The sequence below is a fragment of the Cupriavidus sp. USMAHM13 genome (assembly GCF_001854285.1).
Taxonomy (GTDB): Bacteria; Pseudomonadota; Gammaproteobacteria; order Burkholderiales; family Burkholderiaceae; genus Cupriavidus; species Cupriavidus malaysiensis.
On the sequence record NZ_CP017752.1, the window covers coordinates 641396 to 653740 of the forward strand.

General features: G+C 70.2%; 15 protein-coding genes and 1 pseudogene. 7 read left to right on the forward strand and 9 right to left on the reverse strand.

The features are described from left to right. Window positions 1-148: 148 nt before the first annotated feature. A complete protein-coding gene (gene argG / locus BKK81_RS21230; protein ID WP_071017472.1) occupies window positions 149-1471 on the reverse strand; it encodes an argininosuccinate synthase in 1323 nt (440 codons plus the stop codon). A 373-nt stretch (window positions 1472-1844) separates the two neighbouring features. Here argG and BKK81_RS34560 point away from each other — a divergent pair. Beyond that, a pseudogene (locus tag BKK81_RS34560) lies at window positions 1845-2237 on the forward strand (tripartite tricarboxylate transporter substrate-binding protein); the annotation flags it as partial. A gap of 70 nt (window positions 2238-2307) precedes the next feature. Next, entirely contained in the window at window positions 2308-3135 is an 828-nt protein-coding gene (locus BKK81_RS21240; RefSeq protein ID WP_083384317.1) for an enoyl-CoA hydratase, read from the forward strand. 43 nt (window positions 3136-3178) lie between these two features. On the opposite strand, the gene BKK81_RS21245 is transcribed toward BKK81_RS21240, so the two are convergent. Continuing rightward, window positions 3179-4123 carry a LysR family transcriptional regulator gene (locus tag BKK81_RS21245; protein WP_071017476.1) on the reverse strand — a complete coding sequence of 315 codons (945 nt, stop codon included), beginning with the start codon at window positions 4121-4123 and terminating at the stop codon, window positions 3179-3181. 223 nt (window positions 4124-4346) lie between these two features. Between BKK81_RS21245 and BKK81_RS21250 the strand changes: the two genes are divergently transcribed. The 3 genes from BKK81_RS21250 (at window position 4347) to BKK81_RS21260 (ending at window position 5823) form a co-directional block, all read left to right on the forward strand. Then, window positions 4347-4775, forward strand: coding sequence for a VOC family protein (locus tag BKK81_RS21250; protein WP_071017478.1), 429 nt, complete (start codon window positions 4347-4349; stop codon window positions 4773-4775). 114 nt (window positions 4776-4889) lie between these two features. Next, complete coding sequence (locus BKK81_RS21255; RefSeq protein WP_071017480.1) at window positions 4890-5090, forward strand: SlyX family protein; 201 nt, start codon at window positions 4890-4892, stop codon at window positions 5088-5090. A 163-nt stretch (window positions 5091-5253) separates the two neighbouring features. Next, on the forward strand, window positions 5254-5823 hold the full coding sequence (locus BKK81_RS21260) for a DUF1439 domain-containing protein (protein ID WP_071017482.1): 570 nt from the start codon (window positions 5254-5256) through the stop codon (window positions 5821-5823). 43 nt (window positions 5824-5866) lie between these two features. Here BKK81_RS21260 and BKK81_RS21265 read toward each other — a convergent pair whose 3' ends face one another. The 4 genes from BKK81_RS21265 to BKK81_RS21280 form a co-directional block, all read right to left on the reverse strand. Next, window positions 5867-6688 carry an NAD-dependent protein deacetylase gene (locus BKK81_RS21265; RefSeq protein ID WP_071017484.1) on the reverse strand — a complete coding sequence of 274 codons (822 nt, stop codon included), beginning with the start codon at window positions 6686-6688 and terminating at the stop codon, window positions 5867-5869. A gap of 22 nt (window positions 6689-6710) precedes the next feature. Further along, window positions 6711-6902 (reverse strand): oxidoreductase-like domain-containing protein, encoded by a 192-nt coding sequence (locus tag BKK81_RS36525; protein ID WP_231908187.1) that lies wholly within the window; start codon window positions 6900-6902, stop codon window positions 6711-6713. Window positions 6903-7051: 149 nt separating this feature from the next. Next, window positions 7052-7378 carry a hypothetical protein gene (locus BKK81_RS21275; RefSeq protein ID WP_071017487.1) on the reverse strand — a complete coding sequence of 109 codons (327 nt, stop codon included), beginning with the start codon at window positions 7376-7378 and terminating at the stop codon, window positions 7052-7054. Between the two features lie 161 nt (window positions 7379-7539). Further along, entirely contained in the window at window positions 7540-7776 is a 237-nt protein-coding gene (locus tag BKK81_RS21280) for a hypothetical protein (protein WP_071017488.1), read from the reverse strand. A 474-nt stretch (window positions 7777-8250) separates the two neighbouring features. On the opposite strand from BKK81_RS21280, the gene BKK81_RS21285 reads away from it, so the two are divergent. Further along, the gene (locus BKK81_RS21285; RefSeq protein ID WP_071017490.1) at window positions 8251-9099 is read left to right on the forward strand and encodes an IclR family transcriptional regulator domain-containing protein; all 849 of its coding nucleotides are present in this window, start codon (window positions 8251-8253) and stop codon (window positions 9097-9099) included. Between the two features lie 51 nt (window positions 9100-9150). Here BKK81_RS21285 and BKK81_RS21290 read toward each other — a convergent pair whose 3' ends face one another. Continuing rightward, the gene (locus tag BKK81_RS21290; protein ID WP_071017492.1) at window positions 9151-9921 is read right to left on the reverse strand and encodes a flagellar brake protein; all 771 of its coding nucleotides are present in this window, start codon (window positions 9919-9921) and stop codon (window positions 9151-9153) included. A 200-nt stretch (window positions 9922-10121) separates the two neighbouring features. After that, a complete protein-coding gene (locus BKK81_RS21295) occupies window positions 10122-11009 on the reverse strand; it encodes a LysR family transcriptional regulator (RefSeq protein ID WP_071017493.1) in 888 nt (295 codons plus the stop codon). A 150-nt stretch (window positions 11010-11159) separates the two neighbouring features. Here BKK81_RS21295 and BKK81_RS21300 point away from each other — a divergent pair, with 150 nt between their 5' ends. Continuing rightward, window positions 11160-11783: a LysE family translocator gene (locus BKK81_RS21300; RefSeq protein WP_071017495.1), complete on the forward strand. Its 624-nt coding sequence runs from the start codon at window positions 11160-11162 to the stop codon at window positions 11781-11783. Here BKK81_RS21300 and thpR read toward each other — a convergent pair. Continuing rightward, window positions 11733-12317, reverse strand: a complete 585-nt coding sequence (gene thpR / locus BKK81_RS21305) for an RNA 2',3'-cyclic phosphodiesterase (RefSeq protein ID WP_071021957.1) — start codon at window positions 12315-12317, stop codon at window positions 11733-11735. The two genes, BKK81_RS21300 and thpR, sit on opposite strands and share 51 nt — an antisense overlap. Window positions 12318-12345 lie beyond the last annotated feature (28 nt).

Genomic DNA, 12345 nt, shown 5'->3' on the forward strand with positions numbered 1-12345 from the left:
GGGCGAAGGAACGGGAAGGGAAACGGGTCGATGGCCGGCAAAAACAAAACGCCGCCGGCAAGCCTGCCGGCGGCGTCGGCCCGGCCTCCCTGCGGACGCCGGGCAAGCGCGCGGGAACGGGCATGCCGCCCGACCCGCCGCCCATGCTTCAGTCTTCCAGCTGCGGCAGCCCGGCGTCGCCGCCGGTCAGCAGGCCACCCTTGGTGTAGTTGACCAGTTTCTCGCGCGTGTCGACGATGTCCAGCGTGCGCATGGTCAGCTGGCCGATACGGTCCTGCGGCGAGAACATCGACTCGCCCTTTTCCATGGTCAGCCGCTCCGGCTTGTAGGTCAGGTTCGGCGAGGTGGTGTTCAGCAGCGAGTAATCATTGCCGCGGCGCAGCTCGATGGTCACTTCGCCGGTGATGGCGCTGGCCACCCAGCGCTGCGCGGCCTCGCGCAGCATGATGGCCTGCGGGTCGAACCAGCGGCCCTGGTACAGCAGGCGGCCCAGGCGGCGGCCGTTGTCGCGGTACTGCTCGATGGTGTCCTCGTTGTGGATGCCGGTCACCAGGCGCTCGTAGGCGATGAACAGCAGCGCCAGGCCCGGGGCCTCGTAGATGCCGCGGCTCTTGGCCTCGATGATGCGGTTCTCGATCTGGTCGCTCATGCCCAGGCCGTGGCGGCCGCCGATGCGGTTGGCCTCGGCCAGCAGCTCGACGGCATTGGCGAAGGTCTGGCCGTTCAGCGCGACCGGCTGGCCGGCCTCGAAGCGCACCGTGACTTCCTCTGCCTTGATGGCGCAGTCATCGCGCCAGAACGGCACGCCCATGATGGGCTCGACGATCTTGATGCCGGCGTTCAGGTGCTCGAGATCCTTGGCCTCGTGCGTGGCGCCCAGCATGTTCGAGTCGGTCGAGTAGGCCTTCTCCACCGACATCTTGTAGTCGAAGCCGTTGGCGATCAGGAACTCGCTCATTTCCTTGCGGCCGCCCAGCTCGTCGATGAAGGTCTGGTCCAGCCACGGCTTGTAGATCTGCAGGCCAGGGTTGGTCAGGAGGCCGTAGCGGTAGAAGCGCTCGATGTCATTGCCCTTGAACGTGCTGCCATCGCCCCAGATATTGACGCCATCCTCCTTCATCGCGGCCACCAGCATGGTGCCGGTGACGGCGCGGCCGATCGGCGTGGTGTTGAAGTAGGTGACGCCGGCGGTGGAGATGTGGAAGGCGCCGCACTGCAGTGCGGCGATGCCCTCGGCCACCAGTTGCTGGCGGCAATCGATCAGGCGCGCATCCTCGGCACCATACGCCTTGGCGCGGCGCGGGATGTCCGAGTAGTCCGGCTCGTCAGGCTGGCCCAGGTTGGCCGTGTAGGCATAGGGAATCGCGCCCTTTTGGCGCATCCACAGGAGCGCTGCGCTGGTGTCGAGGCCGCCCGAGAAGGCGATACCGACGCGCTGGCCGGTCGGAATGTGCTGCAGAATGGTAGTCATCGCCAATGATGGTGTGAGTTTGTCGGCTCTTGCGGCGCGTTTCCCGCCGCCGTGCGGCGCAGACGCCGGCTTTCCGGCCCCGGGCGGGACCAGGCAACGCGAGCAGCCGGTTTCGGATGCCAGTCCGCAATTGTGACACGGACGCGGCGGAGCGCCAAACAGGGGCGGCCGGCTGCGTGGCTCGCGCCGCCGGCCATGCGCCTTCCCCGCGCCGGCTCCCTCCCCCGGGCCAGGTCGCCACACGCCCGCCACGCGCCCACCACAGGGCGTTCGAATCGCGCGAACGCCCGCTTCAAAACTCTCGACTGGCCCGCCGCCGAGGGCGCTCCCTATACTCCGCCGCACGGTTCATCGACACGGAGCTGACATGCCGGTGATGGCGGTGGAAAGCTCGCACGCGGTCAACCCCGACGTCTACCAGAAGACCCCTACGACCCGGTCAAGGACTTCGCGCCGATCAGCAATCTGGCCGACGTGCCCAGCGTGCTGGTGGTCAACCCCGCCTTCGCCGCCAAGGACCTGCATGCCTTCATCGCCCTGCCGGTTCGGCCTGGGCGTGCCGGCCGGCGTGCCGGGGCCCATCCTCGACCAGCTCAACCAGGCGGTGCGCCAGGTGCTGGCCGGGCCGGACGTGGTGGCCGCCATCGAGAAGCAGGGCGCGCTGCCCAGCCCGACCTCGCGCGCGGAGTTCGCCGAGCTGGTGCACACGGAGAATGCGCGCTGGCGCAAGATCGTCGAGGATATCCACTTCGCCAAGCTGCAATGACGCAGCGCCATCGCCAACCGGCATCCGCTGCCCGCCCGGCCCGGGTCGGGCAGCATCCAAGGAGACCCGCATGACCGCCACCCCCGCAGCGACTTCATCGACCGCACCCGATCCGCAGGACCTGCCGGAACAGGAAGTCGCCCGCCACGCCAGCGTGGCGATCGACGCGCAAGGCGTCGCCACCCTGACCATCTGCGGCGCCGGCTCGCTCAACATCCTCGGCACACCCGTGATCCGCGCCCTGACCGCGGCGGTCACGGCCCTGGCCGCCGATCCCGATATCCGCGTGCTGGTCCTGCGCGGCAGCGGCGACAAGGGCCTGGTCGGCGGCGCCGACATCAAGGAGATGGCGGCGCTCGACCGCGCCAGCGCCGAGCGCTTCATCAGCAGCCTGCGCGGCCTGTGCGATGCCATGCGTCACTTCCCCGCGCCGGTCATCGCGCGCATGCCGGGCTGGTGCCTGGGCGGCGGCCTGGAACTGGCGCTCGCCTGCGACCTGCGCATCGCTGCCGACGACGTGCGGCTGGGCATGCCGGAAGTGAAGGTGGGCATTCCGTCGGTGATCCATGCCGCGCTGATGCCGCGCCTGATCGGCAACGCGCGCGCGGCCTGGATGCTGCTGACCGGCGAGCCTTGCGACGCCGCCGAGGCCTTGTCCTGGGGACTGGTGCACAAGGTCGTGCCGCTGGCCGGGCTGGACGAGGCGGTGGCGCAGCTGGCCACGCTGCTGGCGGGCTTCGGCCCGACCGCGCTGCGCCAGCAGAAGCGGCTGCTGCGCGAATGGGAAGACGCCCCGGTCGACACCTCGATCGCGCGCAGCGTGGCTGAGTTCGGCAGCGCCTTCGACACCGGCGAGCCCCAGCAGCATATGCAGGGCTTCCTGCAGCGCAAGCGCTGACGCCCGCACCGGCGGCATGACGCCCGCTTGGCCGCTGCCGGCCTCAGGCGGGCGTGGACGCAGCCGGCGCGTCGCGCGTAGCCGCCACGCGCGGATCGTCCAGCAGGAACTGCGCAAAGGCCGCGGCGAAAGCCGGCAGCCTGCCGTCGGCCCGCACGATCAGGCTCAGTTCGCGCCGGGCCCATGGCTCGGCCAGCGGCACGGCGCCCACGCACGCCTGCGCCAGCGCCTCGGCGGCGACGCTGCGCGGCACCAGGGCCAGGCCGACGCCGGCTTCCACCAGCGCCAGCACCGCCTCGAAACCATGCGCGTGCAGCCGCACGTTGGGACTGCGCCCTTCGCGCTGGGCCATCTCGCGCAAGAACAGGTAGTTGCTGCTGGCGCGGCTCATGCAGACGAAATCGAACTCGAGCGCCGCGCCGAAGCGGATGCCGGCGGCCAGCCCCGGCAGGCGCAGCAGCGGATGGCCCGGCGGCACCGCCAGGATCAGTTCGTCCACCGCATAGCGCGACGCGCGCACCCCCGGCGTGTCGACGGCGGCGGCAAGGATGCCGATGTCGGCTTCCTGCGCTGCGACAGCAGCCAGGATCGCCTCGCTGGCCCGCTCTTCCAGGTCGATGTTGACCTCGGGATGCGCGCTCAGGAAGCGGCTCACGCTGGGGATGATGAAACCGTTGAGCGAGCTGCTGTTGGCCAGCAGCTTGATATGCCCGCGCAGGCCGGACGAGAAGCGGCCCACTTCGCCATGCATGCGCTCGACGCCGAGCAGCAGCTCGCGCACGTGCACCAGCAGCGTTTCGCCGGCAGGCGTCAGCTCCATGCCGCGCGCGCTGCGCACGAACAGCGGCGTGCCCAGCGCGTGCTCCAGGTTCTTCAAGCGATAGCTCGCGGCCGATGCCGTGATATGCACGGCCGCGGCGCCGTTCGACAGGCTCTGTGCCTGCGCGATCGCCTGGAACAGGCGCAGGTCCGTCAGTTCGTAGCGCACATTGTCTCCTTCCTGCTGCAGGCCGGTGCCTCGGCGATGTGATGGCAGCGCCAGCGCGGCACGCCAGTCTAGTGGAAGCGCCCCGGCCTGCCCAGCTGCGCAAGTTGTAACCGCATGCGCGCCAATGTGGACAATCGCCACATCAACGCCTATCTTTGTGTACGCCGTACACAAAACCGCACCGATGGCCATCACCGGTAACGGTGCGCTCCAGGAGATCCCCATGCAAGTCCAGCCTTACCTGTTCTTCGAGGGCCGCTGCGAAGAGGCGGTCGCGTTCTACCAGCGCGCCATCGGCGCCGAACTGATCACCATGATGCGCTACCAGGACAATCCTGAGCCGCAGGCCGGCAACGGCTGCATGCAGGCGCCCCCCGCAGGCGACAAGGTGATGCATATGGCCATGCGTATCGGCGCCACCACGGTGATGGGCTCGGATGGCCGCTGCGAGGGCAAGCCCGCGTTCCAGGGCTTCGCACTGTCGCTCAATACGCCGGACGAAGCCGCCGCGCGCAAGCTGTTCGATGCGCTCGGCGACGGCGGCCAGGTGCTGATGCCACTGGGGCGTACCTTCTTCTCGCCGGCCTTCGGCATGGTGGCGGACCGCTTCGGCGTATCGTGGATGGTGCTGGTCGCGCCGGACACGCCCTGAGCGTGGCCGGCGCCCGCGCACCTGCTTCGCCGGGTGACGCGGAGCGCGCACGCGTCCGTTGTTCTACAATGCCCGCCCGCACGGCGACGTGAGTTGGAGAACGGAGAACGCGTGATGGAATCCCGCCTTACCGAACTGGAGATCAAGCTGGCCTTCCAGGAGGACCTGCTGGAAGCGCTGAACGCGACCGTGGCGCGGCAGCAGCAGGAGATCGCATCGCTGCAGGAGCAGTTCCGCGCCCTTTACCAGCAGGTGCGCCAAGGCGGCGGCGCCGACCATGCCGGCCCGCAGCACGAGATCCCGCCGCACTACTGAACCGAGGCCCGCCGCGCCGGCGGCCGGGACGACGGGCCGCGCGGCACGGAACGCGCGCGCCGCGCCGCGGTCAGACGGGGTATCGCGAAACCCTTTGGCGAAACCCTTTGCCGCCCCGCCACCGCCCGTGATGTCCACCCTCTTGGAAACGCCGCAGCGGCCCATGCGCCGCCTCGCCCTGCGCGCCCTCGCCGCCGCCACGGCCGCTGCCGCCTGCGCCACGGCGCCGGCGGCCCTGGCCGGCTACAACATCTGGACCGGCGAGTACACCTTCACGCGCGAGGAACTGCAGCGGGCGCTGGCACAGCGCTTCCCCGCCACGCTGCGCTATGGCGAACTGCTCAGCGTGCAGCTCAGCCATCCGCGCCTGACACTGGACGCCGGCGCCAACCGTGTCACCACGCTGGTGGACGCGCGGCTCACCAACACCGTGCTGGGCGGGCCACCGGTGGACGGCTCGCTCGCGCTCACCAGCGGCATCCGCTACGATCCCGCGCGGCGGGCGGTGCTGCTCGACCAGCCGACGCTGCAGCAGGTACAGGTCGCCGGGCTGCCGCCGCAGTATCGCGAACCGCTGAACGCCATCGGCGCGGCCGCGGCCAGCCAGCTGCTGCAGGACTATCCGCTCTACACCTTCACGCCGGAGCAGCTCCACGTCGGCGGGCAGGAGGTCGAACCGGGCGCGATCACGGTCTCCGACGACGGCATCCGCGTGCAGATCAAGCCGCGCTGAGCGACTGCAACCCGCGCAACGACACAGCGGGCACAGGGCCCGCTCAGGCCGTGGCGGCGAGCGCTGCCACCAGCGCGGTCAGTGCCGGGCCGCAGGGCTCGGCCACCTTGAGCGAAAGCATGGCGTCGGCGCGCGTCCTGCCCAGGTTCAACGCCGCCACGGGCTTGCCCATGCGCTCGGCCCAGACACAGAAGCGATAGCCCGAATAGACCATCAGCGAAGAGCCGACCACCAGCACCGCGTCGGCCGCCTCCAGCGCCTGCGTGGCGGCCTGGACGCGCTCGCGCGGCACCGAATCGCCGAAGAAGACCACGTCGGGCTTGAGCACGCCGGCACAGCGGCGGCAGGCCGGCACGCGGAACCGTCCGAAATGCTCGGACTCGAGATGGGCGTCGCCGTCGGCCGCGGCCTCGGCCTGCAGGCCGAGCCAGTCCGGATTGTGCGTCTCCAGCTCCCGCTGGATGCCCGCGCGCTCGTGCCGCTCGCCGCAGGCCAGGCAGGAGGCGCTGGCAATGGTGCCGTGCAGTTCGATCACGCCGGCACTGCCCGCGCGCTGGTGCAGCCCGTCGACATTCTGCGTGACAAGCCCGGCCACCCTGCCCTGCGCCTGCAGCGCGGCGAGCGCGTGATGCGCCGCATTGGGCTGCGCGCCGGCGGCGATCGGCCAGCCGACCATGCTGCGCGCCCAATAGCGCTGGCGCGCCGCATGCGAGCCGAGGAAATCCTGCAGCAGCACCGGCGGCGTGCGCTGCCAGGCGCCCTGTTCGTCGCGGTAGCCGGGAATGCCGGAATCGGTGCTGATACCGGCCCCCGTCAGCACGAACAGCCGGGGGTGGCGCAGCAGGAAATCGCGCAGCGCGGTCATCGGCGCAGGCCTCTGGGATGGGTCAGGCGGCCGGGTGCGCGGCGTGCTCGGGATGGCGTGCTTCCCAGGCGCGAAGTTCGGCGCGGTAGCGCTCCATTTCGTCGGCGTAGAAATCGAACACGCAGGGATCGCAGCCGCTCTGGCAGCATTCGTTGTCGCCCGGGCGCTCGGGCGGCACGGGACGGGGATCGCGATTGGCAGGATGGTCTGGCACGGTAGGGACTCGCCGCGCGGCGATTCGGCCGGCCAGCGGCGCTGGGGACAATGGAGACCGGACCAGTATACCGCCCTGCGCCTGCGGCGGCAGGCAATGGCAGGCGGCGACCGGCGGCTTGGGCGCCCGCGCCGCCGGTCAGTGCTCCATCAGTGCTCCAACAGGCGCTCACCGACCGGGATGACGACCGGCTCGCCGCCCATGCGCGCCACGTCCTCCATACTCAGCCAGCGCTGCACCAGGTCCGCCAGGCGGCAGCCGATGCGCTCCAGCTCGCCGGGCGTAGCGAGATAGAGCGCATCGATGACATCCTGGTCGAACTGCAGCGCCGCCGCGCAGGTGCGCTGGCCGTCGCGCGCGGACGAGAGGGCCAGCCAACTCACGCGCACCTGGCTGCCGCCCTCCCCCGTGTACTGGGCCGAGATCGGGAAAAAGCGGCTGGTGTGCGTCCGCGTCCAATCGACTAGTCTACCCATGGCGCGCCTCCCCTCGTCATGCCGGATTCGGCAGGTCAAAGCCGCAGGCGGCATCGCTGCCGCCCGCACCGATCGGTATTCGACTGCGCCGCGGCCGGCGCCGCAGCGCGGCCGGGCATCGCCTGGCGCCACCGGAAAGCCGCGGCCCCGGTGGCTCGGACTCAGCGGCTGAGGATGTGGAACAGCCACTCCTGCGCGCGGGGCGGTACGCCGAGCGCACCGGCATCCAGCACCTCACCGTCGCTGGACAGGCACCCGCCCCACAGAGCATCCACGGCCGCCTGCGCGTCCGGGTAACGCCCCATCACACCGTTTCCCAGCATCAACATCCAGTCGCGCTCGCGCGGAATCAGCGAGAACTGCCCCGCGGCCGTCTGGCAGAAAAAATAACCGTACACGAGAACTCCGGGCTCGCAGCACCCGGGCCGGCACGAGGACCGGGCAGACCGCCCGCGCCAACCGCTCCGGCCGCGATTGGCGGCCGTCATCTCCACAATGCAGCCAGTATGCAGCGGCCCTCATCCAACCGGGATTGAGCACTGCTTGCATTCTAGTCGGCGGTGCGCCGGGCGGCTGGACGGCGCGAGCGCCCCGATCCCAGCCGGCATCACATTCAGTCCCTCCCAAAGTTGTATTTAATGTCTTGTATGCGACATCTATGCTGCAAAAGCCGTCGGGCTCCCCATCCCGGCGGCCCCCCTTACACTCGCCGTCCTCGCTGACGGCGGTTTTTTTTGGGGGGCCGCGGACGTGCTGGCCGCCCGACAGCGGCCAATCCTCGTGCGCCAGGTCATTCCGGGACGGCGAAAGGCTGGCCGAGCCGGACCAGCCGGTTTACCATTGCGCGATTATCGAACAGCGCATGACAGGACATGGAATCTTCCCGCCGCCTGGGCATCGGCCAAGCCTTGGCCGACACCGTCCGCGCCGCCAAACCCGCGAGCGACCAGCTCGCGGGCTTTGCCGGCGACCCCAACTTCATGCTCTCGCTTGCCCGCGGCCTGACCGTGCTGGAGGCCTTCTCCGAGCGCAAGCGCCCACTGACCATCTCGCAGGTGGCCCAGCGCACCCAGCTGTCGCGCGCCTCGGTGCGGCGCTGCCTCTATACCCTGGAGCAGCTTGGCTATGTCAGCCAGCAGGATGGCCAGTTCGCGCTGCGCCCGCGCGTGCTGCACCTGGGCCACGCCTATTTTTCGTCCACCTCGCTGGTCTCGCTGGCACAGCCGATCCTGGACGGACTCAGCACAGCCATCCGTGAAACCTGCGCGCTGGCCATCCTCGACGACACGGACATCCTTTACCTGGTGCGCTCCGAAGTACAGCGCGTGCTCACTTTCTCGCTCGGCATGGGCAGCCGCCTGCCGGCCTACTGCACCTCGATCGGACGGCTGCTGCTGGCGCACCAGCCCCCGGCGGCGCTCGAGGCCTTCTTCGCCCGGGCCGAACTGCGTCCCCGCACCATGCAGACCAAGGTGGCGCGGGCCGACCTGGAGGCGAGCTTCGTCCACGCGCGCGAGCAGGACTTCGTGCTGATCGACGAGGAGCTGGAACCCGGCCTGCGCGCCATCGCGGTGCCGGTGCGCTCGGTCTCGGGCACCGTGCTGGCGGGCATCAGCGTCAGCGTGCGTGCCGAGCAGGTGACGGAAGCGGAGATGGTGGGACGCCTGCTGCCGCCGATGCGCGAGGCGGCCGCGGCGATCGGCAAGCTGATCGCCGCCTGAACGGCGCAAGGTCGCCGCTCCCCGAAGGAGAGCGGCGCGAGCCCGGCGGGCTCAGCCGCGGTGCGCCAGTTCGAGCTGGAACACGAGACGCTGCAGGAAGTTCTCGAGACGGCCGTCGAGCGAGGAGAAAGCGCAGCCGAAGTGATAGATGCCGCCGTTCTGGCTGGATACGGCCCAATGGCCGACGACCTGCAGGTTGACGGTCAGCTTGCCGAGTTCGCGGAAATCGAGCACGCACTTCTCCAGCACCGCGCCCGATGGCAGTTGCTCCACGCCCAGTGCCTTGGAACGCAGGCCGACGCCGGACAGCGACAGGTCGGCGATGTCCAGCTTCATCGCCTGGCCCTTCGGTGTCCGCAATTCGCAGCTATAGCCCTTGGTGACCAGCGTGCGCGCGCGGAAATGGCGGCGGCGCTGGAAGTGGTAGAGCTTCTCGGGAAAGCTGGCGACGAAGGCCGGCCCGCCCTGGAAATCGGTGGCCGCCGGCTTGCCGATCACGAAGTTCACCGGCACGCCGCGCAGCGAGGCGGAAAACGCATTCTCGCTCGACTCCAGCAGGGCCTCGCACTCGGTCTCCGAGCGGGACCAGTCGAAAACGAAGCTGCGCGCGGCGGGATCGACGTGCAACACCGTCGTCACCAGGTCATGGCCGCTGCGTGCGTGCACATTGACGATGCACTTCTGCCAGGCGAGATCCCGCAGCACGGTGCCGATCTGGGAGGGATGCGTGAGCCGGTAGCGCTCGTCAGACATCGGGCTCGATTCATCCGAGGCCTGTTCGAGTTCGGCCTGGGACGGCTCGGAGGAATCTTCAAAGTTCATGACTTCACGCAAACACTAGGAATTCGACGGCGCACGGACCTGGGGACGCGGCGCCGGAGGGGTCGCAGCCGGGCGAAGGAGATGGGCGCCCGCATGTTAAGCGTGCTTCCCGTCCCCGCGCAAGGCCTCACTAGGCCTTCGGCCGCCCGGAGCAAAACTTGAGCAAAGAGGTGCCGGAATCACGCCGCGACCGGCATCGGCTATTCGGCCAGCCCCGCCGCGGCCGGCTGGCAGGCATGGGCCTGCGCCCGCAGCCAGTCGAGCACGGCAGCACGGCGGGGATCCCCGTCGATCGGGCGCGGCGACAGCAGGCAGTAGGCCGAGCCGTCGCGAACGAAGCCGAAGGGGGCCGCCAGGCGGCGGTCGGCCAGCTCGTCGGCCGCCATCAGGCGCGAGGCCAGCGCGCAGCCCAGACCCGCGGCGGCGGCCTGCAGGCTCAGGTAGAAGTGTTCGTACCAGGCCTCTGCACCCGGGCGCAGCGTTGCCCCCGAGGCCCGCTGCCAGGCCGCCCACGCATCCGGCCGCGTGCGCGTGTGCAGGCGCGGCGGCGGCGCCCCCTCGCCCGCCACGCCGGCGGCCAGGTCCGGCCGGCAAACGGGCCCCACCCACTCGGGCACCACCTCCGCCACGTGCAGGCGGGCGTCGAAGGGGAAATCATTGCGCCGCAACGCCAGGTCGGCGCCGCTGCGGGAGAAATCGATCGGCCCGCCGGCAGCCAGCAGATGCACCTCGATGTCCGGGTGGCTGGCCGCCAGCAGCGGCAGACGCGGGATCAGCCAGCGCATGGCGATGGTCGGCTCGCAGGACAACACCAGGGCACGCGCACGGCTGCCGGCGCGGATGCGTTCGGCCGCCGCCGCCAGGAGTTCGAGCGACTGGCTGGCCGCGGCCTGGAGCGTGCGTCCGGCGTCGGTCAGGTGCACAGCCCGGTTGCGGCGCTCGAACAAGGGCGTGCCCAGCACTTCCTCGAGCTGGCGGATCTGCCGGCTGACCGCCCCGTGGGTCAGGTGCAGTTCCTCGGCGGCGCGCACGAAACTGCCATGCCGCGCCGCCGCCTCGAAGAAGCGGATGGCTCCCAGCCAATGCATCGACCTGCCCTCTTTCATGTCAGTTTTCCTCACGTATCTGGCGCAGGATAACTCGCTTTTTCTTCGGCCGGAGTGTCAACAGAATATCGACAGATGGCCAGACCATCGGGGGTCCGGCCGGCAACGAAACAGGATAGGGAAACTAGCAGAATGAGCTCAACGACCGAGGTACTCGCCGTCGCCGCCATCACCGTGCTGGCGGTCGTCAGCCCAGGGCCGGACTTCGCCATGGTGGTCCGCAACAGTTACCGGCACGGCCGCCGCGCGGGCCTGCTGGGCGCGCTGGGCATCGCGCTCGGGGTGCAGGTCCACGTCTTCTACACCATGTTCGGCGTGACCCTGCTGATGCAGCACGCGCACGGCCTGCTGTACGTGGTGAAGCTGCTCGGCGCGGCCTACCTGGTGTGGATCGGCATCCAGACCTGGCGCCGCCCGCCGCCCGCCGGGCCGGTACGGCAGGAGCCGGAAGCCCTGCCCGCGCGCGCGGCACTGCGCATGGGGTTCCTGACCAATGCGCTCAATCCCAAGACCACGCTGTTCGTGGTCAGCACCTACACCCAGGTGGTGGACGCGCAGACCCCCTTGCCGGCGCAGTTCGGCTATGGCTTGTTCATGTCGGCCGCCCACCTGGCGTGGTTCAGCCTGGTGGCCTGCTGCTTCGCCGCGCCGGCACTGCGCGTGGCCTTGCTCCGCCATGCCCGCCTGCTCGACCGCTGCATCGGCTCAGCCCTGGTCAGCCTGGGGCTGGCGCTCGGGTTCAGCAAGCTGGCCTGAAGGCGCCAGCGGGAAGGCCCGCAAGACATGGTGGCGCGCGCCGCCCGGAGACAGTTCGCTCGCATAGAGCAGGAAGCGGCCGACCTCGACGGCCGGCCAGGCAGCCCCGCGCCGCGCGGCCAGCCACGCCTGCAGCAGCGGTTCCGGCGCGCCGGGCCGGCAGCGGGCGACGGTCAGGTGCGGCAGGAAACGCTCGCGCGGCAAGGACAGCCCCGCCTCGCGCAGCGCGGAGCGCACCGCCTCGTGCAGCGCCCGCAGTGGCGCCGGATCCGCCACACCGATCCAGAGCACACTGCCCTGGCGGCCGCGGAAGCGGCCGCCATCGCGCGGCACCAGCGTGAAGGCGGGCGACGTCACACCGGCCAGCGCGTGCTCCACCTGCGCGACCGCCGGCGCCGCACAAGCACCGAGAAAGCACAAGGTCAGATGGACCTGCGCCACCGGCGCCGGGCGGACGGCGGCGTCGCGCGGCAGCGTCGCCAGCAGCGCTGCCGCCAGTGCCGGCGGCACGTCGACGGCGACGAACAGGCGCACCGTGGCAGTGCCCGGCTCGCCCCGGCCG

What these genes read in the sequence shown, in the direction of transcription:
- BKK81_RS21300 (WP_071017495.1), top strand. Translation starts at nt 11,160, where the DNA reads ATGAGCTCAACGACCGAGGTACTCGCCGTCGCCGCCATCACCGTGCTG.
- BKK81_RS21275 (WP_071017487.1), bottom strand. Translation starts at nt 7,378, where the DNA reads ATGGGTAGACTAGTCGATTGGACGCGGACGCACACCAGCCGCTTTTTC.
- BKK81_RS21265 (WP_071017484.1), bottom strand. Translation starts at nt 6,688, where the DNA reads ATGACCGCGCTGCGCGATTTCCTGCTGCGCCACCCCCGGCTGTTCGTG.
- BKK81_RS21240 (WP_083384317.1), top strand. Translation starts at nt 2,308, where the DNA reads ATGACCGCCACCCCCGCAGCGACTTCATCGACCGCACCCGATCCGCAG.
- BKK81_RS21290 (WP_071017492.1), bottom strand. Translation starts at nt 9,921, where the DNA reads ATGAACTTTGAAGATTCCTCCGAGCCGTCCCAGGCCGAACTCGAACAG.
- BKK81_RS21250 (WP_071017478.1), top strand. Translation starts at nt 4,347, where the DNA reads ATGCAAGTCCAGCCTTACCTGTTCTTCGAGGGCCGCTGCGAAGAGGCG.
- BKK81_RS21255 (WP_071017480.1), top strand. Translation starts at nt 4,890, where the DNA reads ATGGAATCCCGCCTTACCGAACTGGAGATCAAGCTGGCCTTCCAGGAG.
- BKK81_RS21260 (WP_071017482.1), top strand. Translation starts at nt 5,254, where the DNA reads ATGCGCCGCCTCGCCCTGCGCGCCCTCGCCGCCGCCACGGCCGCTGCC.
- argG (WP_071017472.1), bottom strand. Translation starts at nt 1,471, where the DNA reads ATGACTACCATTCTGCAGCACATTCCGACCGGCCAGCGCGTCGGTATC.
- BKK81_RS21295 (WP_071017493.1), bottom strand. Translation starts at nt 11,009, where the DNA reads ATGCATTGGCTGGGAGCCATCCGCTTCTTCGAGGCGGCGGCGCGGCAT.
- BKK81_RS21285 (WP_071017490.1), top strand. Translation starts at nt 8,251, where the DNA reads ATGGAATCTTCCCGCCGCCTGGGCATCGGCCAAGCCTTGGCCGACACC.